This window comes from Mariniflexile sp. AS56, assembly GCF_030552475.1.
Classification (GTDB): domain Bacteria; phylum Bacteroidota; class Bacteroidia; order Flavobacteriales; family Flavobacteriaceae; genus Mariniflexile.
The window spans coordinates 1-25,105 of record NZ_JAUPED010000001.1; the positions used below are offsets into that span (position 1 = coordinate 1).

Annotated in this window: 24 protein-coding genes and 1 tRNA gene; 8 read left to right on the top strand and 17 right to left on the bottom strand. The window is 33.3% G+C overall.

The features are described from left to right. The coding region (locus tag Q5N74_RS00005) for an IS3 family transposase (RefSeq protein WP_304386611.1) at positions 1 to 744 on the top strand (744 nt) is incomplete at its 5' end. 21 nt (positions 745 to 765) lie between these two features. Here Q5N74_RS00005 and Q5N74_RS00010 read toward each other — a convergent pair. From Q5N74_RS00010 to Q5N74_RS00030, 5 genes are all read right to left on the bottom strand, one after another. Continuing rightward, positions 766 to 1,389, bottom strand: coding sequence for a BrxA family protein (locus Q5N74_RS00010; protein ID WP_304386612.1), 624 nt, complete (start codon positions 1,387 to 1,389; stop codon positions 766 to 768). A 347-nt stretch (positions 1,390 to 1,736) separates the two neighbouring features. Then, positions 1,737 to 6,536, bottom strand: coding sequence for a RecQ family ATP-dependent DNA helicase (locus tag Q5N74_RS00015; RefSeq protein ID WP_304386613.1), 4,800 nt, complete (start codon positions 6,534 to 6,536; stop codon positions 1,737 to 1,739). Positions 6,537 to 6,710: 174 nt separating this feature from the next. Continuing rightward, positions 6,711 to 7,445, bottom strand: a complete 735-nt coding sequence (gene rnhA / locus Q5N74_RS00020; RefSeq protein ID WP_304386614.1) for a ribonuclease HI — start codon at positions 7,443 to 7,445, stop codon at positions 6,711 to 6,713. 246 nt (positions 7,446 to 7,691) lie between these two features. Next, entirely contained in the window at positions 7,692 to 8,951 is a 1,260-nt protein-coding gene (locus Q5N74_RS00025; RefSeq protein WP_304386615.1) for a site-specific integrase, read from the bottom strand. 234 nt (positions 8,952 to 9,185) lie between these two features. Continuing rightward, positions 9,186 to 9,259, bottom strand: a tRNA-Arg gene (locus Q5N74_RS00030). Between the two features lie 190 nt (positions 9,260 to 9,449). Here Q5N74_RS00030 and Q5N74_RS00035 point away from each other — a divergent pair. Together Q5N74_RS00035 and Q5N74_RS00040 are read left to right on the top strand one after the other, a co-directional pair. After that, positions 9,450 to 10,007, top strand: coding sequence for a YeeE/YedE family protein (locus Q5N74_RS00035; RefSeq protein WP_304386616.1), 558 nt, complete (start codon positions 9,450 to 9,452; stop codon positions 10,005 to 10,007). 3 nt (positions 10,008 to 10,010) lie between these two features. Next, positions 10,011 to 10,424, top strand: coding sequence for a DUF6691 family protein (locus tag Q5N74_RS00040; RefSeq protein WP_304386617.1), 414 nt, complete (start codon positions 10,011 to 10,013; stop codon positions 10,422 to 10,424). A 6-nt stretch (positions 10,425 to 10,430) separates the two neighbouring features. Here Q5N74_RS00040 and Q5N74_RS00045 read toward each other — a convergent pair whose 3' ends face one another. The 7 genes from Q5N74_RS00045 to Q5N74_RS00075 form a co-directional block, all read right to left on the bottom strand. Continuing rightward, positions 10,431 to 10,706, bottom strand: a complete 276-nt coding sequence (locus Q5N74_RS00045) for an ATP-dependent Clp protease adaptor ClpS (RefSeq protein ID WP_304386618.1) — start codon at positions 10,704 to 10,706, stop codon at positions 10,431 to 10,433. 51 nt (positions 10,707 to 10,757) lie between these two features. Next, a complete protein-coding gene (gene prmA, locus Q5N74_RS00050; protein ID WP_304386619.1) occupies positions 10,758 to 11,594 on the bottom strand; it encodes a 50S ribosomal protein L11 methyltransferase in 837 nt (278 codons plus the stop codon). A 192-nt stretch (positions 11,595 to 11,786) separates the two neighbouring features. Further along, positions 11,787 to 12,536, bottom strand: coding sequence for a triose-phosphate isomerase (gene tpiA / locus Q5N74_RS00055; protein ID WP_304386620.1), 750 nt, complete (start codon positions 12,534 to 12,536; stop codon positions 11,787 to 11,789). Between the two features lie 39 nt (positions 12,537 to 12,575). Next, a complete protein-coding gene (locus Q5N74_RS00060; RefSeq protein WP_304386621.1) occupies positions 12,576 to 13,055 on the bottom strand; it encodes a TlpA disulfide reductase family protein in 480 nt (159 codons plus the stop codon). 57 nt (positions 13,056 to 13,112) lie between these two features. After that, a complete protein-coding gene (locus tag Q5N74_RS00065; protein ID WP_304387159.1) occupies positions 13,113 to 14,189 on the bottom strand; it encodes an ABC transporter permease in 1,077 nt (358 codons plus the stop codon). A gap of 134 nt (positions 14,190 to 14,323) precedes the next feature. Continuing rightward, positions 14,324 to 15,418, bottom strand: coding sequence for a BT_3928 family protein (locus tag Q5N74_RS00070; RefSeq protein WP_304386622.1), 1,095 nt, complete (start codon positions 15,416 to 15,418; stop codon positions 14,324 to 14,326). An 85-nt stretch (positions 15,419 to 15,503) separates the two neighbouring features. Beyond that, positions 15,504 to 16,043, bottom strand: a complete 540-nt coding sequence (locus Q5N74_RS00075) for a DUF1599 domain-containing protein (RefSeq protein ID WP_304386623.1) — start codon at positions 16,041 to 16,043, stop codon at positions 15,504 to 15,506. 204 nt (positions 16,044 to 16,247) lie between these two features. Between Q5N74_RS00075 and folP the strand changes: the two genes are divergently transcribed. Beyond that, positions 16,248 to 17,072, top strand: coding sequence for a dihydropteroate synthase (gene folP / locus Q5N74_RS00080; protein ID WP_304386624.1), 825 nt, complete (start codon positions 16,248 to 16,250; stop codon positions 17,070 to 17,072). A gap of 39 nt (positions 17,073 to 17,111) precedes the next feature. Beyond that, a complete protein-coding gene (locus tag Q5N74_RS00085) occupies positions 17,112 to 17,897 on the top strand; it encodes a diadenylate cyclase (RefSeq protein ID WP_304386625.1) in 786 nt (261 codons plus the stop codon). Here Q5N74_RS00085 and Q5N74_RS00090 read toward each other — a convergent pair. The 3 genes from Q5N74_RS00090 to Q5N74_RS00100 form a co-directional block, all read right to left on the bottom strand. Beyond that, a complete protein-coding gene (locus tag Q5N74_RS00090) occupies positions 17,894 to 19,663 on the bottom strand; it encodes an ABC transporter ATP-binding protein (RefSeq protein ID WP_304386626.1) in 1,770 nt (589 codons plus the stop codon). The two genes, Q5N74_RS00085 and Q5N74_RS00090, sit on opposite strands and share 4 nt — an antisense overlap. After that, on the bottom strand, positions 19,663 to 20,406 hold the full coding sequence (truA, locus tag Q5N74_RS00095; protein WP_304386627.1) for a tRNA pseudouridine(38-40) synthase TruA: 744 nt from the start codon (positions 20,404 to 20,406) through the stop codon (positions 19,663 to 19,665). The genes Q5N74_RS00090 and truA overlap by 1 nt, the downstream gene beginning before the upstream one ends. A 296-nt stretch (positions 20,407 to 20,702) precedes the next feature. After that, positions 20,703 to 20,933, bottom strand: a complete 231-nt coding sequence (locus tag Q5N74_RS00100; RefSeq protein WP_304386628.1) for a DUF2007 domain-containing protein — start codon at positions 20,931 to 20,933, stop codon at positions 20,703 to 20,705. Between the two features lie 182 nt (positions 20,934 to 21,115). Here Q5N74_RS00100 and Q5N74_RS00105 point away from each other — a divergent pair, with 182 nt between their 5' ends. Together Q5N74_RS00105 and Q5N74_RS00110 are read left to right on the top strand one after the other, a co-directional pair. Further along, positions 21,116 to 21,607: a metallophosphoesterase gene (locus Q5N74_RS00105; protein ID WP_304386629.1), complete on the top strand. Its 492-nt coding sequence runs from the start codon at positions 21,116 to 21,118 to the stop codon at positions 21,605 to 21,607. A 156-nt stretch (positions 21,608 to 21,763) separates the two neighbouring features. Further along, positions 21,764 to 22,192, top strand: a complete 429-nt coding sequence (locus Q5N74_RS00110) for a peptidylprolyl isomerase (protein ID WP_304386630.1) — start codon at positions 21,764 to 21,766, stop codon at positions 22,190 to 22,192. 186 nt (positions 22,193 to 22,378) lie between these two features. Here Q5N74_RS00110 and Q5N74_RS00115 read toward each other — a convergent pair whose 3' ends face one another. Beyond that, a complete protein-coding gene (locus tag Q5N74_RS00115) occupies positions 22,379 to 22,789 on the bottom strand; it encodes a DUF4293 domain-containing protein (protein ID WP_304386631.1) in 411 nt (136 codons plus the stop codon). Positions 22,790 to 22,986: 197 nt separating this feature from the next. Here Q5N74_RS00115 and rho point away from each other — a divergent pair, with 197 nt between their 5' ends. Next, complete coding sequence (gene rho, locus Q5N74_RS00120; protein ID WP_304386632.1) at positions 22,987 to 24,642, top strand: transcription termination factor Rho; 1,656 nt, start codon at positions 22,987 to 22,989, stop codon at positions 24,640 to 24,642. Between the two features lie 89 nt (positions 24,643 to 24,731). Here rho and Q5N74_RS00125 read toward each other — a convergent pair whose 3' ends face one another. Further along, positions 24,732 to 25,091, bottom strand: a complete 360-nt coding sequence (locus Q5N74_RS00125) for a hypothetical protein (protein WP_304386633.1) — start codon at positions 25,089 to 25,091, stop codon at positions 24,732 to 24,734. Positions 25,092 to 25,105: the final 14 nt, after the last annotated feature.

Below are 25,105 nucleotides of genomic sequence, written 5' to 3' on the forward strand. Positions count from 1 at the left end.
TCTGAAATAGAAAAAGCTTTACAAGAAAAGGCTCTCCAGCGACCTGAAGAGGGGTTTTGGAAGGCTTATGATCGCTTGCGTGAAGAAGGTGAATTGTGGAACCATAAACGTGTCTATCGTGTTTACAAAGCATTAGGTCTTCCTTTAAGACGAAAAGTAAAGAAACGCTTACCAGCAAGAATCCTCGAACCCTTAGAGGTTCCCGTAGAACCAAATCACACATGGAGCATGGATTTTGTAACCGACGTGCTGGAAAATAAAAGACGATTTAGAGCATTTAATATCATTGATGATTATAATAGGGAGGCATTGCACATAGAAATAGACTTTTCATTAACGAGCAACCGCATTGTATGGGTGCTCAATCATTTGATAAATAGAAAAGGCAAACCAAAAAAAATAAGAATGGATAATGGTCCTGAATTTATAGCTAAGATCACATATGGATGGAGTACCATGCATAATATTGAATTTAAATACATACAACCTGGTAAGCCTACTCAAAATGCTTTTATAGAACGGTTCAATGGGTCTTATCGCAGAGGTGTTCTAAATAAATATATCTTTGAGAACATTGACCAAGTTAGGGAGCAAACACAAATATGGATGAAAGATTATAATCATCACAGACCACATGATAGTTTAGGAAAAGTATCACCAATAAAATATGCAAAACTTAATGCCATCAAGGCTAATAATATTAAATTAAAAAAAGATAACTTTATAGAAGTTTTGGAAATTTAAACAGTTCTAACCAGGGGAAGCCTACAGTTTTACCCGTTCGTTAAAACTCTCATTTGAAACAAAAGAAAAAATATTGAATTCGTGATTTAAGAAATTTGTTCCTTCTCCATAAATAGCAATCAGAAGATATAAAAATACAGTGAACTCTTGATCGGAAATTTGAATATGAAGAAGTTGTTTCTTTTGTACACCTTCAACTAAACCTAATTTACGAAGAACGGTTAAGTACTTAGAGGCTACCGGTTCGGTTGTTTTCTTTGTCCAATTCTGACTTTCAAAATCTTCATCTTTCTCTTTAAGGTCTTGCATAAAATAAAAGACATCATGCCCGGTTATAGAAAGCTTACCATTGAAATAATATTTTAAGTAAAAATTTTTACTAATTACATTAAAGAGTCTGTTATTAATTGAAAGTTGCCAAAATATCAGTAAATTATATGGCAAAGCCTGATCTAATGTGTTGAAAAATGAACAATAAATTTCTTCGTGTTCAGCGTTTTGAAAAGTAAGAATTGAAGATTTAATTCCTCTATAGAACCGTCCTCTACCTTCCTCTGTTCTAATGCCGAAAATATTATCTTCGACAAAGCGCTTCTTTAAATCACTTTCACCATTAAAATAGCTTCTTAGTGATTCATGAATCATGTGATAATCTTGTATGCCCCCAAAGGAGTTTATATCTGTGTTATAGGTCAATTTTGAAATAATGATAATAGGTTCTTATTAGTGGTAATATAAAAAATATTATAATTAAAAATGATTCTTTTCGAGCTATTTTAATTAAAACTAAGGAGTTTGAAAGATATGAAAAACGCTTAAACCAATGCAAAAAACTTACAAAAAATCACTTTTAAATAATAGATCGAAAACAGGAAGTAAAATCAAATTCATCAATCTTGAAAGTTCGTTAAAAAATGTTGTTATTTCATATTGAGTGCATAGCTTTTTTTGCGCCTAATTCACATTTTTGTTGAAAGTTCAATATCTAATTTTTATTCCCTAAGTAGGTGTAATTCTGGTAATATTATCATGACATCTACATTAGTGTCTTCTTTTTGCCAATAAACTAAATAGTTAATCACGGCGCTTTTTAAAATATAGTCCTTACTATTAAATGCAATGATTTTTTCCTTAAAACTATTGGAAAACTTAACAATTATATTTCCATTATTGTCTGAGCATCCATCGCTATTTACTATTAATTTATCCCCGCTTACTAAGTCTGAAAGAAGATGTTGATTAGAAAGGTAATAGTCCAACCAAATATCTTTATGTGTTAAATGTAAAACCAACAGACTGGAATCTTCATAACGATTATTGTCTATTTTATGTTCTAAACCGATGCAAGTAATATTATTTAAATAATTACCATTTAAGTGAATGGATAATTTTTGTTTAGCACGAGTCATGGATACATAAAGTTGTCTTTTTTTCTCATCGGATTCTGGATTAAAATGATCCAGCATCAAAAAAACATTGTCAAACTCTTTTCCTTTGGCTTTATGTATTGTAGATACAAATATTGTTTCTCCGTTTGTGTTTATGAAACCTTCAAGTTTTGATTCTCTAATAAACACCTCAAAATCTGATAGGTACTTTTTCTTTGGATTACTTAGTTCAAATTCTTTAATCAGATTAATACAAATATCAATTTTTGTGCTTCCCTTGTAATTATCCCACAGCTTTCTTTTTGCCTCTTTCCAATTAGTGTCGCTAATTATAATCGTATTATTTGTAGCACTTAACTGTTCAATAAAATACCTTACTTCTAACAAATTATATAGACTAAACCCATCATTTGTTTGGATTAGCTTAGCAGGTAATCCATTATTAATTAGCAGTCCCGTTATTTGTAACGCTTCATTATTTGTCTGCGTTAAAACACAGGTTGTTCCAGAAAGGTCTGAAGTCAAAACATCTTGAATAGTGGGGTTAATTAAATAATCACTGGAATATTGTGTTACTTTAACTAATCCATTGTCCTTTTGATGTGCAATAATAGGAGTTTGCTTTAGTCGATGATTTATTGTCTCAACAAATTGATTAGTATATTCTATCAAATTACTTTTACTCCGGAAATTTACATTAAGCTCATATTTTTTAGCCTGATGTTGAATGATAAACCTTTCCAAGTATTTCGAACTGGCTCCTCTAAATTCATAAATATTTTGGTCGTCATCACCAACCGCAATAACCCTCATTTCATCATTTTGCCCCATTAATGTCTTAATAAGCTCAAATTCATGACAATCCATATCTTGAGCTTCATCGATAACTAAAACCATTTTAGTTATCTGATTAGATTCAATGTCATTATTATTGATCTTTTCGATGGCTTGCTTAATAATAGTATCTGACTTTTCTATTGATCCAACTTTGCCAAGTAAATCAAAACAATACGAGTGAAAAGTTTTTATTTCAATAAAACTCGCTGCATTTCCAATTAATTGAAATAGTCGTTTTTTAAATTCAGAAGCTGCAGCTCTTGAAAAAGTTACCATTAACAACTGTTCGTGTTTTATGTCTTCCATTAGCAAAAGGGAAGCTAGTTTATGCACGAGTAGTTTTGTTTTTCCACTGCCAGGTCCAGCAACTACTGCAATATATGGGGAACTATTATCTTTAATAATATTTAATTGAATTGGAGAAAGTTCACCGAACAACTGTCTGAATTTTGCTGGAGTGATATTCCTCTTTATTTCATTTTGTCTACTTCCATTAAAGTATTTATTCAAAAAAGACGCGTAGTTCAACTGAAAATAATCTTCAACAAATTGCAAAGCTTCTTTGTAATCGCTAATCATTTTTTTAGCGTACTCCCCAACAATATGAATTTGTTGGATTTTATTCTCGTAGAATTGTTTAAGCTTCGTATAATCTTCAGCTTTATACCGTTTTTTATTATCCTTTTCTAAACGTTCAAAACTCAGTTTATTATAAACTACTAAAAATCCTCCTTCTATTTTTAAGGCATCAATTCTTGACAAGTAGAACAAGGCGTCTTCAATATCTGAAATTTGAATATCCAATTTGAAAAGAACACTTTCGAGTTCATATTCTTGTTTTAATTCATGTACCGAAAACTCAACAAGTATTTGTTCTTTATGTAAATCAGACTCAGCTAGATTTTGACTACTTTTATTAAATAAGAACTTAACAATAAACTCAGCTAATACATGTCGCTTCTCTAATTTGTTTTTTAGTTCACTAATGGGATGATTTGCAACTATAGTAAAATGATTGTTTGAATAACCATCATTATTTCTTCTGATCCAATTTTTTATAGTCCAATAATTAATTATTGTTTTTAGTTTATTAGGAGAAACATCCTTAAACCCCTCCTCTTCTGCAAGTTCATTAAGATTTTTTAAATGAAAAGATTTTTCCTTTTCTTCAATTTGTCCTAAAAAAAAGTTTTCAATTTTACTAAAAACTTCAACGATCCCGAGTGAACGATTCTTATTTTCACCCCTTTTAATGAAGGCTGTTAAATCCTTCGTATCAGCCAATATGTTTTCTTCGCGAAGCAAATTAACCACATTAATTACTTCTTCTTTTAAAATCCCAAGATGATCAGAAATGTAATCAATCCTTGATTCAGCCGCTTCGTCATTTCCTTGTTTTCGACTTTTACTTGAAAATAATTTTTTGATAATTCGAACACCATGTTGTTTTTGTTTTTCATTGAAACGATCTGACGTATTAATCTTTTCAATGGCCTCTTGAGCATTTTTAGATAATATACTATTCGCAAATATTCGTGGCATATTTTGACCACGTTTAAGATATCCAGCTTCTTCCAGTGCTGCAATAGCAGTGGTAACTCTTGTTTCTATTTCAACAACAGTATCATCCCAACCCGCCTTTCTAGCGATTTCTAATGCTGAATTTGAAGCAGTAGAGCGAAATCTCGTAATGTCTTTAATAGCTTTCCAAATTTGTTGTATCTCTTTAATATTGAGTTTCGTCTGATTTAGTAAAATAAAGTGTTTACTTAAATCTTCTTCATTATAAAGAACATAACATTCTGCTGTTATATTTTCGTCTCTACCAGCCCTTCCTGCTTCCTGTACATAGTTTTCTAGAGAATCTGATATTTCATAATGAATTACCATTCCTACATCTTTTTTATCAACTCCCATTCCAAAAGCAGATGTTGCCACCATAATCTGAACTTCCCCTGATATAAATCTATCTTGATTCTCAGACTTTTCCTGTTTATCCATTTTTCCATGATATGGCTTTGCTAAATAACCATCATTCGATAGTCTTTCAGCTAACTCGAATGCCTTTCTGGTTCGGGAAACATATATTATTGTTGGGCATTGTTTGCCATCTATAAGATTACGAACTGTATTGTACTTTTCCTCTTCAGTATCCTTTGGGATAACTTTATAATTTAAGTTTGTACGTGATGCTTTCGAGCTAAAAGTCTCTAATTGAATTGACAACTTTTCCTGAAAATAGTTTTTAATATCTTCAATCACCTTTAGTTTCGCTGTAGCAGTAAAACAAGACACAGGAATATTACCTTCGCAATTTTTCTTTTCTTGCAACGACTTTATAAAATCTCCAATATAAAGATAATCCACTCTAAAATCTTGACCCCAAGATGAAAAACAGTGTGCTTCATCAATCACAAAACGAACTATATTTCGTTTAAGTAATAGATTTTCTATAGTTTTAGAGCGTAGAGATTCAGGTGAGATATATAGAATAGAGGCCGATCCATTTTCAATTCTTTCAAAAGATTTTGCCCTTTCAATTGGGTCAAGTAAACCATTAATAGTAACAGCTTCGGTAATACTTAATTTTTCAAGATTATCAACTTGATCTTTCATTAACGATTGAAGTGGCGAAATAACTACCGTTAATCCTCTCACATTTTCCCCACTCATAAATGCTGGAACTTGAAAAGTAATTGATTTTCCTCCCCCGGTTGGGAATACCGCTAAAAGAGATTTATTGTTAATTGCTGCATTAACAGCTTCTTCCTGCAATGGTTTACCGTTATAAGTTCGATAAGATTCAAATCCAAAATATTTTTTTAATCCAATTTTAGCATCCAATGATTGATTACAAAAATGGCAACCAGATATACATGGATTATTTCGCAATAAATACATTACTCGCTCTACATCAGGATAGTTTTTAATAACCCAAGGAGGCGTTATTGAATAGCGACTGTTTGTGTTTATTAATGCCAAACAATAAGCCAGTTCAACAGGACTTTCTTTAACAAGTTTTTCTATTTGAGCATTATCACAAATTTGAGATTTAAATCTTTCTTTTATAAGCTCAACTATTTTTAAATCTTGAAAATAATATCCAACGAATCTAAAAAATGAGGAAAACTCTTTGAGATCTCCAAGCAGAGCAAATAAGATTTGTTTCAAATCATTATCCATGTCCATAAACATAGAAACTTCATCGTAAAACAGATCTTTTGCTTTTATAGCATCATTTAAAGGATTATTAAGTTCTTCAGATTGTAATTTATCGTCTTTAAGTAAGGCGTGATAAGGTGTTTCAGGAAAAAGTAAAGGCGAAAGGTGTAATGTATCAATCGCATAATTGCTTGAAAAATCAATTTTTAATGACTTTTCAAGATACGGTATATCATGTTTTAAAATATTGTGTCCACACACATATTTATCACCATTGATGTATTTCTTTAAGTCATATATCGAGTTAGAATGAAATTGTAGCCCTTTGTTATTAACAGCTCCTATATCTGTTATATTATTACTTTTTGGGTCAATCTCAATGTCGATAAAAACTATGCCGCTCATTAATATTAAGTAAATAATTTATTCTGGCTGGATACCTGTTTTAATAACATTATGAGATTCTGAAATAAGTCTTGTTATAAATTGATAATCCAACTATATATTGTTGTAAATATATAAATTCTTATAGTAAAATACTGGCTTATGTGAGCTAAACTATGATGATAACTTTATTTTTTAAAATAAATTATTTTGTTGTGAAATCTCCCTTTTGGCTTCCTCCACGAAGTACATTGTTTTGCATGTTGGACAAAATAGATAATACTCAAAATAATATGTTTGATCCGGCTTCACCTTTTTGCTTTTTGGCGTTTTCTTAATTACTGTGGTATTGCATTTTCTACAACTATCACCTTCGTTTAAAATTTTATTTTTTGAGGATAAATTAGTTGACTTAAAAGTTTCATTCGGTTGTTCTTCAATTACCCCCGAAGGCTCATAGCCTTGGTCTTCGAGTAGATTATTGGAATTTAGGGCTTTATTGGCTAATTGGTCACATTTTTCATTTTCTATATGTCCGTCATGTCCCTTTACCCAATTGAAATTAACCTGATGTTTAGCAATAATATTTAACAATTGCTCCCACAAATCACTATTAACAGCTTTTGCATTCTTTTTTCTATACCAATTATTCTTTTTCCATTTTTCAGCCCACCCTTTTGTAATTCCATTAACAACGTATTTTGAATCGGTATAAACTTCCACATTTGATTTAGTTTTTAGTTGTTCTAGACCAAAAATAACCCCCATTAACTCCATGCGGTTATTTGTTGTTAATTGGTAACCCTGATAGAACTCTTTTGATCGACCTTTATAAGATAAAATGACCCCAAAACCACCTTTCCCAGGATTAGGTTCAGCTCCTCCATCAGAAAACAAATCAATATTTGGTATTTCTTCCCATTCTTGCATGCTAATTGTGAGTTTTTAATATCGCAATTTTGTTTAAAATAAATTGATTACTCAAATTTAAAATTATTTAAATATAATTTATAATCCAAAAGTTCGAACTTAAAACAAAATATTTAATACTTATACTGTTCTAGGTATAATAAAAAGGGTTTAAATTTCTTCAAACCCTTTTAATCCTAATGGATGTGACATATCAATCTATCATACGAGTCATAATGTTAGTTTTATTCAAAATTTAGTAGCTAATTACAAACTATCATTAACTTTATCTGAATTACTCTTGGCTTTCAAAAGTTGCTCCCTTAACTTTTGCATATCATCACTGACTTTTCGCTCAATCACCCTTGCATATATTTGTGTTGAAGCTATCTTGGAATGACCTAAAAGTTTAGAAACCGTTTCAATTGGAACTCCATTACTTAAAGTAACAGTGGTGGCAAATGTATGTCGAGCCATATGAAAAGTGAGGTTCTTTTTCAAACCTACTGCATTTGCAATCTCCTTGAGATAAAAGTTAACTTTTTCATTGGTTATTTTAGGAAATAAAGTTTCGGTTATTTGGCACATCGGATGATCCTGATATTTATCAATAAGATATTGTGCTTTTTCTAATAAGGGAACTTTAACAGAAGATTTAGTTTTTTGACGATTCGTAAAGATCCAATCGTTACCATCTATCCCTTTCAGAATATTATTTTTTGTTAAATTCATTAAGTCAATGTATGCAATCCCCGTATAGCAGCTGAAAACAAACAAATCTTTTACTCGTTCTAGCCTTTCTATTGAGAACTGATAGGACTCAATATTTGATAGTTCATTTTCCGTCAAATAAGGTCTATCTGTTTTTTCATAAGTTGGTTTCCATCTAACAAAAGGGTCCTTATCTATCCATTCTAAATGAAAGGCAAGCGTTACCATTTTTCGTAATCTTTGAATGTGTTTCATGATGGTATTATTGCCCATTGCTTTTGGATGGCCTTTTGGCCAATAGCAGTGAAGGAAATTTTCAAAATCACAAATAAATTTATAATCAAGCTTATTGAGATAAACATCTGTAGTGTTTAGGTGTTTGTTGAGAAACTTTTTAATATACCTTTCAGTTACCCCAAAATTTCGTACAGTTCCAGAAGCAAATGTGTTTTCCGTTTTACCAGTATGATATTCTAAAATATTTTGGAGTGTCTTGGAGTTTTCATCTTCACCCAAATAAATTTCCTTTATCAATTTTGCCGTGATAAGTTCTCCTTTGAATTTTAAATCTTGGTAGCATTGAAAAAGTTGTGTTTGCACCTGAGCCAAATACTGGTTGATTTGTCGAGCCTCCCTTGAATTACCTCGTGCCTTCTTTTTGGTACTGTCCCAAAGTTGTAAAGGAATTTTCCTTTTTAAGCTAATGTCAATTCGTTTACCGTTTACTGTAATCCTTGCATAGAGAAGTGCTTCGTTATTGATTGCTTTATAACTTTGCACTAAAAATAATGTTGAAAAAGTGTTTTGTGTACGCATAGTTGTCGTCTTTAAATTATTAAACATTTATTGAGACGAAAGTCAAATCAACTATTCTAATTCAATGAAGTAATTTGATGAAAGTGTGAGCTAAGCTCACACTTTGAAAAAAGCTATCCTTTTAGCTCACATTTAAAATCAAATCAATTCAAATCTTATGTACTCCTAAAAACCTGAAAACCATGTAAATCATAAGACTTACATGGTTTTGTTGCTAATTATATTAGCTTTTAGTGACCTCGACTGGATTCAAACCAGTAACCTCTTGAGCCGTAATCAAGTGCGCTATTCAGTTGCGCCACGAGGCCTTTTTAAGTGGGTGCAAATATAATAATTTTATTAAAACAACACCAAATTTATTTCAATTTTTAAATCATTTTTATTTTTAAAATAAAAACCTCCCATAATGTGCTTATTTTAATGAATAACCCGCCTTAAGTAACATTTATTACAAAACTAATTATTGCTTCTGTTTACCTTTGCAGCAAACAAACAAGTATGACTTATATTTTAAATCCGTGGCCTTGGTATATTTCAGGTCCACTTATCGCCATCGTTATGGCACTACTCCTCTATTTTGGCAAAACCTTTGGCATGTCTTCAAACTTAAGAACGATGTGTACCATGATGGGAGCCGATAAATTTTCCAGCTTTTTCAAATTCAATTGGAAAGACCAATCATGGAATTTAACCGTGGTAGCTGGCGCCATTATTGGAGGCTTCATAGCGACTCATTATTTATCGAACGATTCTATAAGCGCTTTAAACCCAACAACCGTTACAGAATTACAACATATGGGTTTTGAAAACGCTGGAGCAGCCCTAGTACCTTCTGAAATGTACGACATGGAAGCTATAACATCTCCGAAAGGTTTGCTCTTATTAATTATTGGTGGACTACTGGTGGGCTTTGGAACGCGTTACGCTGGTGGTTGTACTTCAGGACATGCCATTACTGGATTAAGTAGTTTACAAAAACCATCACTCATTGCCGTTATCGGATTTTTTATTGGCGGATTGATCATGACAAATTTTATTTTACCCTTAATTTTTTAGACCATGAAATATTTTAAATTTTTACTAGTAGGCGTATTTTTTGGTATTGTTTTAGTGAAATCTGAAGCTGTATCCTGGTACCGTATTTATGAAATGTTTCGTTTTCAATCGTTTCACATGTATGGTATTATAGGGTCTGCTGTTGCTTTAGGTGTTCTATTTCTTCAAATTTCGAAGAAAGGTTACATAAAAAGCATTAAAGGCGCCGATATTTTTGTACCAAAAAAGGACAACGGAATTACCCGATATATTGTTGGAGGTATCATTTTTGGTTTAGGTTGGGCGCTTGTAGGCGCTTGCCCAGGACCCATGTATATTTTATTAGGAACTGGCGCATACAGCATACTTATAGTTATTGCTGCAGCTGTTGTAGGTACTTTTATTTATGGTATTTTAAAAGACAAACTACCACATTAATATTTTTTAAATAATCTCGGCACTTAAACCCGCTTCAAGTAGCGTGCTACAACGCGGTTTTAAGTCGTCGTAAACCCCTGTTTTAACAGTACACTTCCCTTTGTAATGAACAAGGATGGCGCATTGCTCTGCTTGTTCCGCTGTGTGTTCACACACATGAATAAGCGTTTCTATAACATGATCGAAGGTATTAACATCGTCATTATACAACACAATTTCGTTTTGAGTAAGCACCTCTTCTTGCAGTAATACTTCTTCTAATGTTTTTTCTTGTGTACTCATATTCATCTATCTTTCAGACAATTCCCCTAAGAGAACAAATCAATTCTTATACTAATTTAAAAATTTTAAGGCAACCCAACGGTTTCTTTCCAACTTTTCTTCAAACTTTAACATGTGCTTTTCACACTCCTCTTGAATAACAGGTATGTCATCATTATAAAAACCGCTTAAAAATAACACACCACCTTTATTTAAACAAGACACGTAAATTTCCATATCATTAAGCAATATATTACGGTTGATATTCGCAATAATAATATCGTATTTTTTGCCAGCTAAAACACTCGCATCACCTTCTATCGCTGTAATACTCGCGCAATTATTACGCTCTACGTTTTCTACACTATTTAAAAAGCACCAGTTATCATAATCGACTGCATCAATTGGTTTAGCACCTTTCATTTCGGCTAAAATAGCCAAAACACCTGTACCACAACCCATGTCTAAAACCGATTTATTAGTGAAATCGTTTTTTAAAATATGCTGAATCATCATATGAGTGGTTTCATGGTGACCAGTACCAAAACTCATTTTTGGCTCTATGATAATATCGAATTGGGTATCTGGTTTTTCATGAAACGGTGCACGAACAGAACAGGCATCATCTACAATAATAGGATTAAAATTCTTTTCCCATTCTTCATTCCAGTTGGTTTGCTCAATTTCATTATATGTGAAATCGATTTTAAACTCTTCTGAATTTAGAATTTGAACATCACTTAATATCGCATCATTCCATTCTTCCTTTTGAATATATGCGGTTACACCTTCTTCCGTTTCTACAAAACTTTCAAAACCTGCATAACCCAATTCTGCAATAAGAATTTCTACTCCCGGTTGCAAAGGGCTTACTTTGAACTCATAACCTAGGTAAATGATATTTGACATACTGAAATACTATTTTTTAATTTGAATACTGCTGTTTGTTGTGACCTGCGTTAGCGATTGTAGTGGCATCCTTTTTTGAGGCACGAAAAAAAGATATAACGAAAAGCGCGACCCCGATTTTTATCGGGGTAACGCCCATATCCTTATTCCTTTTTAACACAAATTCGAAATTAATCGACGCGTGCTATATATTTAAAATGCGTTTACGATAGCAAAAAAGTCGTCTGCATTAAGTGCAGCACCACCTATTAAACCACCATCTACATCTGGCTTACCAAAAATTTCTTGTGCGTTGTTTGGCTTTACACTTCCTCCGTATAAAATAGAGACGCTATTCGCTACATCGGCACCATATTTATCATTTAATGTTTTTCTGATGAAGGCATGCATGTCTTGTGCTTGCTCTGGACTAGCCGTTTCGCCAGTTCCAATGGCCCAAACAGGCTCATAAGCCAACACGATATTTTTAAATGGAGATGCTTCCAAATGAAACAAAGCATTTTTAATTTGACTTTCTACAACAGCTTCATGATTTCCAGATTTTCTATCGGCTAAAACTTCACCAAAACAGAAAATTGTACGTAAATCGTTTGCCAATGCTGCATCTACTTTTTTAGCTAAAATAGCATCTGTTTCACCAAAGTATTCACGGCGCTCACTGTGACCTAAAATAACCGTTTTTACACCAACACTTTTAAGCATACTTGCGCTAATCTCACCAGTGTAAGCACCATTTTCTGCAAAGTGCATGTTTTGTGCAATCACTTCTACATCACTTTCTTTTAAAGCTTGATACGCTTGAAAAAGGTTTGTATAGGTTGGAGCCACCATAACCTCTGCGTTTGATGTTTTGGTTTGTGCTTTCAAAGCTGTAAGTAATGATTCTGTTTGTGCTAAATCATTATTCATTTTCCAATTTCCTGCAACAATTTGTTTTCTCATCTTTCATTTACCCTTTAATGAAGGGATTTTATTTAATTACTATAAAACTTCTTTTATTTTCTTATCATCAGCCTCAATGGCTTTAAATAATTTAATGTTTCCGTTAGGTCCAACAACCATATATCTAGGAATCCAATCTAATTGAATGAATGCTCCAAAAGGGCCTTTCCAGCCAGATTGCATAAAATAATGCTGTCCTGCTACGTCGTATTTTTTAATACCTCTTTTCCAAGCGTCTTGAGCTTTATCTAGAGATAAAAACAGGTAAGTCACCTCTTTATTTGCTTTCTGTAAGCTTTTAACTTTAGGCATACCTCCAATACAATCTTTACACCAAGATGCCCACACATCGATCACCAGCGTTTTGCCCTTATTTGCTTGTAAAATCTCTTTGAAGCTTATAGAATTACCATCAAGTGTTACAAACGTATCGTTTAATGCTGCTTCTGAAAATTCTGTAGGCGTCTCTTGAGCTTTACAGCTTAGAATGCTTAGGAAGCAAATTAGTATATATTTCATGTGTTTCATGTTCTAAAATTTAATTAAAATAAGTCCGTCCATACGGAAATGTCAAAATTACTGAAGTTTAACTTTAGGGTCTAACCAAACGTAAATTATGTCGACAAAAATATTAATAATTATGAAGAATAACGCGATAATTAACACGGAACCCATAATAACAGGTAAATCTAGTGTGTTTAAGGCATTTACAATTTCTTTTCCAAGTCCATTCCACCCAAAAATATACTCAACAAAAACGGCTCCAGCCAACATGGAAGCAAACCAACCAGAAATGGCTGTAACTACGGGGTTTAATGCATTTTTAACGGCATGCCTTGTTATAATTTGAAACTCACTAAGCCCTTTAGCTCTGGCTGTTCGAATATAATCTTGATTAAAAACTTCTAACAACGAATTACGCATTAATTGAATAACCACCGCCAACGGGCGAATGCCCAAAACAATCGCGGGTAGAATGAGATTTTTAAGTTGCATGTGGTTGGCTTCACCAAAATCGTCTAATTCATAAAGACTACCCGTCATTTCTAAAGAGGTGTATTCATGCAAAACAAAACCAAAAAACCAAGCGAATAAAATGGCACTAAAAAACGAGGGCACACTCATACCGAAGGTGCTTAATATTTGTATGGTTTTATCAAGCCAATGGTCTTTGTACAGCGCTGAAATGATGCCCAAAAAGATGCCAATAATCATAGCTATAACAATCGCCGAAACTGCCAACACAAAGGTATTTGGTAGTGTTTCAGCTAAAACATCGCTTACTTTCTTTCCTTGTTTCGTAAACGATTCGCGCAAATAAGGAAACTTTAAAACCAACGTGGTATTACCAATAGTGACTAATTTAGCTGCGGAATATTTACCAGTTTTAAGAAAAGTATAATCTTGTTTATCATTGGAATGAAGTGATATAGGCAATAAATCATTCAAATAATAAAAATACTGCGTACTTATTGGTTTATCGAAACCATATTTTTGTTTTACAATGGCTAATTGCTCACTGCCTTCATTTTGCCCCAACATCATTTGTGCGGGGTCGCCCGGAAGCACATTGAATAAAAAAAAGATAACAGTAACCACCCCAAACAAAGTGAGTAGTGCGTATGTGATTTTATTTAGCAGATAGGTTATCAGTTTATAAAATATTTACTTGTTAATGGTTTATTTATTGATTCTAAAAAAAGCCTCTCTTTCACCTCACTAAAAACTGTGACTGTGACTGTGACTGTGACTGTGACTGTGACTGTGACTGTGACTGTGACTAAAAACTACAATTTCAAATCGTCTATATCATTCCAATGTACTTTCTGTTTCACCGTGCCTTTGTCGAGCTCTAAAATCCCTGGGTTTGAACGCACAACTGTTTTAAGTGCTTTTTCGTCACATAAATAGAAGTCGAAATTCAAACCATAGGTTTCTTTAATTTGCTGTTTAGCTTCCGTACTCGATGCTGTTAAGCCTATAACTTTGTATCCTTTTTTAATAGCGGCATCGGACATCGTTTTTAATTTTTCAGCACCCGCTTTTTCCATTTTCTCTAAATTATATGACACCACAATAATTAGATTATCTTCAGAAAGAAATTGGGTTGTTAAATCTTCCTCATCACTTTCAATAGAAAAATCTAAAATAGGCGGTTGGTAACCTTCGTCAATCGTTTTGGTATCCACGCTAACAAAATCACCAGCAACATCTGGATAAGCACCATCTGTTTTAATCACCTTTTCCTCTCCATTCACATTAAATTTCCAATAGTAATCAATAACTGGTTTTGGAGCATTTTCTGGTGTAGACATACCTTCCAAAATATTGTTTCCAATTTTATAAGCTCTAAAATCCACCACAGGTAAATGCATAAGTACATGGTAGCCCAACCAAAAACTAAAAATAAAGCTCAATAGCGCTAAAACAGTTGTTTGTAAGCTGCCAAAAACAGGTTTTACATGCTTAACACCAATAAATAAAATGAGAACTAAAGCTAATAAAACAACATCTTTGGTAAAGCTTTCCCATGGCGTTAACTTTAAGGCGTCCCCAAAGCAACCACAATCTTTCACTTTATCAAAATGGGCTGAATAAAAGGTTAAGAACGTAAAGAACACAATCATGCCCAACAAACTCCAAACCGTGAATTTTGGTTTGTATCCAATTATTAAAAACACACCCAAAACCACTTCAAAAACAACCACTAACACAGAAATAATTAAGGCATAAGGTTCTAAGGACGGGATGTTTAAAACATCGACACTAAAATATTCTTGTAATTTATATGAAAACCCAAGCGGGTCGTTAAGTTTAATTAATCCTGAAATGATAAATAAAACACCTACTAAAATTCTTGATATGCTTACTAATACCTTCATAATTCTCACCAGTCCTGCAAAGACAGGAATTTTATTAATTAAAACTTATATATCTTATGTCATCCCACTTCCAAAGAAATAACAACTACTTTTCGTTTAAATGAATCATTGCAAAAATCGCATAATTCACCATATCTTGGTAATTAGCGTCTATGCCTTCACTCACTAAGGTTTTACCTTTATTATCTTCAATTTGTTTTACACGTAATAGTTTTTGTAGAATCAAATCGGTTAAACTACTCACACGCATGTCTCGCCACGCTTCACCATAATCATGGTTCTTATCTTCCATTAATTTTTTGGTGATGGCTACATGTTTTTCGTATAATTCGGTAGCTTCAGTTGTTGATAAATCAGGTTGCTCTACCACCCCTTTTTCCAACTGAATTAAAGCCATAATACTATAATTAATAATACCAATAAACTCGCTTACCTCACCCTCATCTACTTTTCTAACGGCATTTTGTTGAAGTCCGCGAATACGTTGTGCTTTAATAAAAATTTGATCGGTAAGAGATGGCAAACGCAAAATGCGCCATGCACTTCCGTAGTCAGACATTTTTTTAGTAAATAAACTTTTACAAGTAGCTATAACGGCATCGTATTGTTTTGAAGTATCTGGCATGTAATAAAATGAATTTTGTGTAAATTTCGCTTAAATAGTTGAATGTGCAAAGTTGTAAGTTCAAACTTTTTTTAGTTAGCTCGAATACACTAATAATTATTTTTTGATGTGGAACTGATTCCGATTCATTAATTTTGAAGACTCTATTCTTTTTCATTGTAAAATGTAACAAAAAACATTCGTGCATTCGTGGCGAAATAAACTATGACTATTAACTGCAAAGGAAAACTCATTGAATTATCATCTCCCAAAGTGATGGGGATTTTAAACATTACCCCCGATTCGTTTTACGATGGCGGCCATCATAAAAATGAGTCGGCCATTCTAAATCATGTCGAACTCATGCTGAATCAAGGTGCTACGTTTATAGATATAGGCGCTTATAGTTCGCGACCTAATGCCGATTTTGTGAGTAAAACTATTGAATTACAGCGCATAGTACCTATTGTTGAATTGGTTTTAAAAAACTTCCCAGATGCGTTAATCTCCATTGACACCTTTAGAAGCAACGTTGCAAAACAATGTATTGAAGCTGGAGCTGCCTTAGTTAACGATATTTCGGCAGGAAAATTAGACGAACTCATGTTGCAAACCGTTGCCAATTTGAAGGTCCCTTATATTATGATGCATATGAAAGGAACGCCACAAACCATGCAGCAGCACACCCAATACAACCATTTAACTAAAGACATCCTGTTTTATTTCTCTGAACGTATTGCAGCAGCGAAAGCTTTAGGACTTATAGACATTATCATAGACCCCGGTTTTGGATTCGCAAAAACTTTGGAGCAAAATTACCAATTGCTAAACGAATTAGAATTATTTAAGATGGTTGAAAAGTCGATTTTAGTGGGTGTTTCCAGAAAATCTATGATTTACAAAACATTAGAAACCACAGCTAGTGAGGCATTAAACGGCACCACTGTTTTAAATACTATTGCTCTTCAAAAGGGTGCTTCCATTTTACGAGTACACGATGTGAAGGAGGCTATGGAATGTGTGAAATTAATGAACAGTTTAAACTCCTAATTATATATATTTACTAAATTTACCAAAACCCATTTTACCTTGGAAATTTTCAATGACCTTTTAAAATTCTCTGTAGTTGATATTATAGATGTTATTCTAGTAGCGCTACTACTCTACTACATATACAAACTAGTTAAAGGAACCGTTGCTATAAATATTTTTATAGGTATCATTATTATTTATTTAGTGTGGCGTCTTACCAATTTCCTTAATATGGAATTGCTTTCGGGTATTTTTGGCGGATTTATGAAGGTGGGAATTATTGCCCTTATAGTCGTGTTTCAGCCGGAAATTAGAAAATTTCTTTTAATGGTAGGTTCCACAAACTTTAGTAAACGCGGAAAAATTTTCAAGCAACTTAAATTCTTAAAAACAGAAACCAGCGACGAAACCAATGTGGATGCTGTACTTTCCGCCTGTATAAAAATGGCTAATTCAAGAACGGGGGCTTTAATTGTTTTTGAAAGAAACAACAATTTGGATTTTATAAGCGCTACAGGAGATGAAATGAATATAAAAGTAACCCAACCTATTATTGAAAGTATATTTTTCAAGAACAGCCCGTTACACGATGGTGCCATCATTGTTAGTAACAATATTGTAAAGGCAACACGTGTTATTCTACCATTAAACAATGAGAAAACCATTCCTAAACGTTTTGGCTTACGCCATAGAGCTGCAATTGGAGTTACCGAAAAAACCGATGCTTTAGCTCTAGCTGTTAGTGAAGAAACAGGAACTATCTCTTACTTTAAAGATGGTGAGTTTGTTGTTTTTGAAGACAACACCCAACTAAACTTATTGATTAAAAAGGACTTAGCTTAAATAACTTCCTCCTTTAAAAACTGCACTTCATATAAATTTTTATAATACCCGTTTTCTTTTTTAAGAAGTTGTGCATGTGTGCCTTCCTCAACAATTTCACCAGTATCCATCACGATAATTTTGTCTGCTTTTTTAACAGTCGCCAAGCGATGGGCAATAACAATAGAGGTTCTGCCATTGGTCATTTTATCTGTGGCATTTTGAATGAGTTGTTCGGAATGTGAATCGACAGACGAAGTCGCTTCATCTAAAACCAAAATACTAGGATTGGTTACATAAGCTCTTAAAAACGAAATAAGTTGACGCTGTCCTGAAGACAACATAACCCCGCGTTCTTTTACATTATAGTGATAACCACCTGGTAAACTCACAATAAAATCGTGTACTCCAATTTCCTTGGCAGCTAGTGTAACTTCTGCCTCGGTAATTTCGGGATTATTTAAGGTTATATTGTTTAAAATAGTATCGGCAAACAAAAACACATCTTGTAAAACCACCGCAATTTGAGTACGTAGTGAGGCTAAAGTAATCTGTTTTATATTCATACCATCAATAGAAATCACCCCGTCTTTAATTTCATAAAAACGATTTAATAAATTGATAATTGTCGATTTTCCTGCACCAGTAGCGCCAACAATGGCAACGGTTTCACCCTGTTTTACATCAAAAGAAATTCCTTTTAAAACATCTTCATCTTCAACATAATTAAAAAACACTTTATCGAAATTAATATTGCCTTTAAAGTGCTCCACAACATGCGTGCCCGTATCATCGATATGCGAAGTGGTGTCTAAAATTTTAAATACACGGTTTGCGGCAACCATTCCCATTTGAAGGGTATTAAAATTATCGGCCATTTGGCGTAAGGGTCTAAATAACATAGGGATAAACATCACGAAAGCGATTAAATCACCTTGAGAGACTTCAGTTCCCTTTAAAACAATGTTTAACCCACCATACCAAGCGATCAAACCAATACTTATAGACGACACTAAATCGGGTAACGGAAAGAAAATAGAGTTATACCAAACCGTTTTTAACCATCCCTTTTTATGGCGTTCATTTATGGCTTTAAAGTTTTTATAGTCGATATCTTCACGGGTAAAAATCTGTAAAATTTTCATCCCTGTTAAGCGCTCTTGTACAAAGGAGTTTAAGTTTGACACTTCATTTCTAACATCTTCAAAAGCTACTTTCATATACTTCTGAAAAATTCTAGTTGCATACATTAATAACGGAAGCATGATAAAAACAACTAAACTTAAACGCCAGTTAATATAAACCATCACCCCAAAAACAACAATCATGGCGAGTAAATCTCTAAAAATGGTAAACAAACCTTGACCAAAAATATCAGCAATACGCTCCATATCGGTCACCGCTCGGGTTATCAAAACACCTACCGAAGAATTATCGTAATACTTCATTTTAAAACTAAGTAAATGATTGAACAGTTTCTCTCGCACATCTTTCACTAAATTCTGCCCTAACCACGCTGCATAATATATAAAAGCAAGTTGAAAAATGGTTTGAAAAATTAAAACCGCAAACATAATAAGCACATAAAACATAAAGTCTTTTGGCTCTTTCACAGCAATACTATTATCAATAGCATATTTAGTAATGTAAGGTGTTGCTGTGCTTAAAATAGCCAACAAAATAACCAAGGCTACTAAGCTAAAAAAGATCGCTTTGTACGGCTTTATATATTGAAACAGCCGGTTAAACAATGTGAAATCAAAAATTTTTTCTTTCGCTTTAGTCATTATATTTTTATATCGTTTGGATATTCAATTGTTGTTAAATACAAGGCATGTGCGGGTACCGAAAACCCTGCCTCTCGCCTGTTTTTAGATTTTATAATACTGTGTAAATCGTCCACTTCTAGCTTACCTAAACCAATTTGCACCATGGTACCAACAATGGCTCGCACCATGTTTCTTAAAAATCTATCCGCTTTTATTACAAAATGGAGTTCATTATTTTCGAAAAACCAATCTGCTTGCATGATGTCGCAATTATAGGTTTTAACATCGGTATTAACTTTGGAGAAGCATTGAAAATCTTTATACTGAAATAGAATTTTTGAAGCTTCCTTCATTTTCTCCACATCCAAAGGTTGCTTCACGTAGTAAGCGTTCTCAAAATTGAAGGCGCTTTTTTGCATGGTTATGCGATACAAATACGTTCTGCTTAAGGCATGAAAACGCGCATGTGCATCGGCCCTAGCTTCAAAAACAGTTTGAATGGCAATATCTTTTGGTAAAAACGAATTGAGTTTAAAAGTTAGATTCACTTCATTAAAAACAATATCGGTATCAAAATGCGCGAACATTTGTTTACCATGCACCCCCGTATCGGTTCTGCCAGCTCCCATTATAGCAACGGTTTCCTTTAAAAGTAAAGACAAAGCATTTTCAATAACTTCTTGTACAGAAATGGCTTTGGGTTGTTTTTGCCAACCATGATAGGCAGCACCATTATAAGAAAGTTCTATAAAATATCGCAATTTGTATCTATACTTTTAATGAAAAGCAAAGATAGGCAGTTTTGTCATTCCACCGAAGGCATGAATCTTAATTAAATATTAAAATAGTTCTTTGAGCGTCACCCGAAAAGACTCGGAACTTTTCATTCCTTAAACACAGCATTTCCAATTTCATTAATATAAATAGTATGCATTTGTATTCCTTGAAATACTTGTATGCTCTTTAAAGGCAAATCATCACCTTTATTTATATCGACTGGTCCCTTCTTGAGTTGAAATACAAGCTAAATGTTTTGACCTATAACTCTTCAGAAATATTAATCTAAACTTAAACTCCCGTTATTGTAATCATCAAGAATGTTTTTCGCTTTTTCAAAATATTCTTCATGGATTCTAAGTGTTACGGAATTAAATCCTCCTGAAGTTACTACTATAGGTTCAATACTCGCCATTAATTGATTCGGCACAAAAACCTGAATATCTTCACTTTCCAATAAATTTATAACAATCATTGTTTCCTCTACACTTCCTCTAAAGATATCAACCATAAGTCCAATTTTTTAAATATTTAGTTTGCTTTCAGCCAGAACAACTAATATAGTATTCAGTTTTAACACTTTAACGAATTTAGATTATTTTCTCACAAAATCAAAACAAAGCGTTTTATTAGTTTACAGCCTTTTTAAATGAATTATCAATAACTTTACAAACTACATTATAGTTATAATTCATGATAAAAATATTACTTCTTTCAGATACACACAGCCATATAGACGACAGCATATTGAAGCATGTGAAACAAGCTGATGAAATTTGGCATGCCGGTGATATAGGCGATTTAAAAGTAACCGATGCCATTAAAGCTTTAAAACCCTTACGTGCTGTTTGGGGAAATATAGATGAATCTAAAATTAGAGGCGAATTTCCAGAAAACAATCGGTTTATGTGTGAAGGTGTCGATGTGTGGATTACACATATTGGCGGTTATCCGGGTGCTTATAATGTGCGTGTGCGTGATGAAATAAGAGCAAACCCACCTAAACTTTTTATTAGTGGCCATTCTCATATTTTAAAAGTAATGCCCGATAAAAAACTAAATTTATTACACATGAATCCTGGAGCAGTTGGTAAACACGGGTTTCATAAAGTGAGGACCATGCTTCGTTTTACGATCGATGGTTCAAAAATTGATAATTTAGAAGTGATAGAATTTCCTAAATAACACAAAAAAACAGTATACAAAGCGTATTTCTTTCCAAATTATCGCAACTTTATGTTAATATTTCCCCAAAGGCTAGCATTCATTGGCTCAGATTATGACATTCAATTCATAAATTGTAGTTTTGTACCTATTTAAAAACAGTAAACATAATTATTTATGAGTCAAGTAAAAGAGAATGATACCGTAAAAGTTCATTACACAGGAAAATTAAGCAATGGTCAAATTTTTGACAGTTCACTAGATAGAGAACCGTTAGAAATAAGTTTAGGCCAAGGCATGTTGATTCCTGGTTTTGAAAAAGGAATGGTAAACATGACGGTTAATGAGAAAAAAACAATTAATATTCCTGTAGCTGAAGCGTACGGTGATATTCAACAAGAATTGTTTCACGAAGTTAAGAAAGACCAACTACCTCCGGATATGACTCCAGAAGTAGGTATGGGATTAGCTTCAAAAAACCCTGACGGTACTGAAGTGCAATTTCGCGTAGCAGAAGTTCATGAAGAACACATTATTATAGATGCTAATCACCCATTAGCAGGACAAGATTTAACGTTCGATTTAGAACTTCTCGAAATCAAATAACATTTTACTTAGGTAGAAGGTAAAAAGTCTGGATATACTCCAGACTTTTTTTATGCCTTATTTTGAAGGTATTACATTGTGAATTAATCGAAATTAGTTCAAACCGGCACTAAAAGTTCTAAACATAAAAAACCCAAAGCTTTCACTTTGGGTTTTAACGCACTAATACTACTAAGATATTAGGTTTTATCGTAATCGATCTACAGATTTTACGAGATCTTCATCCTTCTTGATGGCCTTATTGGCTAGGGCCAAAAACACGATAGAAACAATAGGAAGAAGCATCCCAATACCTTTCTCAGAAACCGCCGTCTCTCCAGATACATTTAGAGATTGATATACAAAAAGTCCTAGTAAAATAAAGTTTAATATGATGTTAAGTCGTCCCAACATAAATTGAGACTTCCTGTTTTTATACTTAAATATAGTAATTATCGATAATAATGCCGACCCAAGAAACAATCCTAGATACTGCACATTATCTTTTGCATACATGATAACGTCATCATTTGTAACCCATAAATGTAATACAAAAATTAACCCCGCAGACACGAGTGCTGCGAGAAAAAGGTATACGGTTTGAATGCGTTGTAACATATGTTTTTTAAATACTTCAAGGCAAAAATAATGGTTTCTTTTGGAAAATAAATGTAAAAAATTAAAATAAAGTCGTATAATTGCAGTAATAATCCCCAACAACCACACATAGAGGTTGTTAATTCTTCAGAATAAAATTCATTTTTTTTCAGAATAGTTCAAATTTATATTCGAAACACATTTTATATTAAACATCAATGTTTGAAATTTCACAATTAAACGAAAAGAAGCTCTCTGAATTACAAGAGATTGCGCAAAAATTGAACGTCCCAAAATACCGTTCCCTTAAAAAAGCAGATCTAGTTTACCAGATACTAGACCAGCAAGCTACTGACCCAAAAGCGGTGGAAGCCGTAATAGCGCCTGCATCACAACCTGAGGCTCCTGCCCCAGAAAAAAAGATAGTTAAAAAACCAAGACAACGCGTTGTAAAACCCGCTAAAAATGCCCCTATAAAACAGGAATCACAACCTGTAGTTGAAAAAGTTGTGGCGCCTACTGTTGAAAAAACAGAGACCGCACCTCAAGAAACTAAAGAAATAAAAAAACCGGTTAACACCCCTAAACCTAGAGCTCCAAAAGAACGCACTAACGATAACCAATCTAAACCTGCGAATCAAAAAAGAGACCACAACCAGAATCAGCCTCAAAAAAATCAACATAAAAACCAAAAAAATGGTAATGTTGACGCTGGTAACAAAGATACTAGAAACCGTTACCGTGAACCTGATTTCGAATTCGATGCCATTATTGAAAGTGAAGGTGTTTTAGATGTAATGCAAGATGGATATGGATTTTTACGTTCATCTGATTACAACTATTTATCATCTCCAGATGATATTTATGTATCACAATCGCAAATTCGTTTATTTGGTTTAAAGAAAGGTGATACTGTTTTAGGAAACGTAAGACCACCAAAAGAAGGTGAGAAATATTTCCCTTTAATTAAGGTAATAAGAATTAATGGCCAAAAACCAGAAGTTGTTAGAGACCGTGTATCTTTCGAACATTTAACACCATTATTTCCTCAAGAGAAATTCAATTTAGCTGAAAAACAAAGCACCATTTCTACACGAATTATGGATTTGTTTTCTCCTATTGGAAAAGGACAACGTGGTATGATTGTATCACAGCCAAAAACGGGTAAAACCATGTTACTTAAAGATGTTGCGAACGCTATTGCGGCCAACCACCCTGAAGTATATTTAATGATCTTACTTATTGATGAGCGTCCGGAAGAGGTTACCGACATGCAACGTAATGTACGTGGTGAGGTGATATCTTCAACCTTTGATAAAGAAGCACACGAGCATGTTAAAATCGCCGATATTGTTCTTGAAAAAGCAAAACGATTGGTAGAATGTGGGCATGATGTAGTGATTCTTTTAGATTCTATTACACGTTTGGCAAGAGCTTATAATACTGTACAACCAGCCTCTGGAAAAATATTAAGTGGTGGTGTAGATGCGAATGCATTACACAAACCAAAACGTTTTTTCGGTGCAGCTCGTAATATAGAAAATGGTGGATCTTTAACCATTATAGCTACAGCACTTACCGAAACTGGTTCTAAAATGGACGAAGTAATTTTCGAAGAATTTAAAGGAACAGGTAACATGGAACTACAGTTAGATAGAAAAATATCTAACCGTCGTATATTCCCTGCTATCGATTTAACATCTTCAAGCACGCGTCGTGACGATTTATTATTAGATGAAAACACCATACAACGTATGTGGGTAATGCGCAAATACCTTGCGGATATGAACCCGGTTGAAGCTATGGAATTCATAAACGATCGTTTCAGACAAACTAGAAACAACGAAGAGTTTTTAATATCCATGAATGGATAACATTATAACTAAACATTAAACTAAACTTAAAAAGCCTTAACAAATTTGTTAAGGCTATTTTAATTCTAAACTATAATAACTTATAATTTCTATTGATTTAAAAGATCTCTATACTCTTTTAAGTCTGATATGTTTATTTTGTTATTTAGGTTCTTTATAAGTGCGATTAAGTATTTTAAGCTTTCAACAGGTTCGTTTTCTGTTTCAACTTCAACACCCGCTTCCTCTTCATCATCCTCATCAACAAGCATTGGTATTAAAAACGAGTCATTCGCTTCAATATGCTCATAAGTAAGTCTTAAAACCTTTACTACTAAAGGGATTTGCTCTTCTAAGGCATAAGTTCTTAACTCTTTAATATCGTTAATTAATGTATCTGTATTGATGCCCGTTTTATCAAGATCATTCAGAATTTTATCAATTAATTTATGTGCTGCTCTATTTTCCAAAAGGGTGATATTTA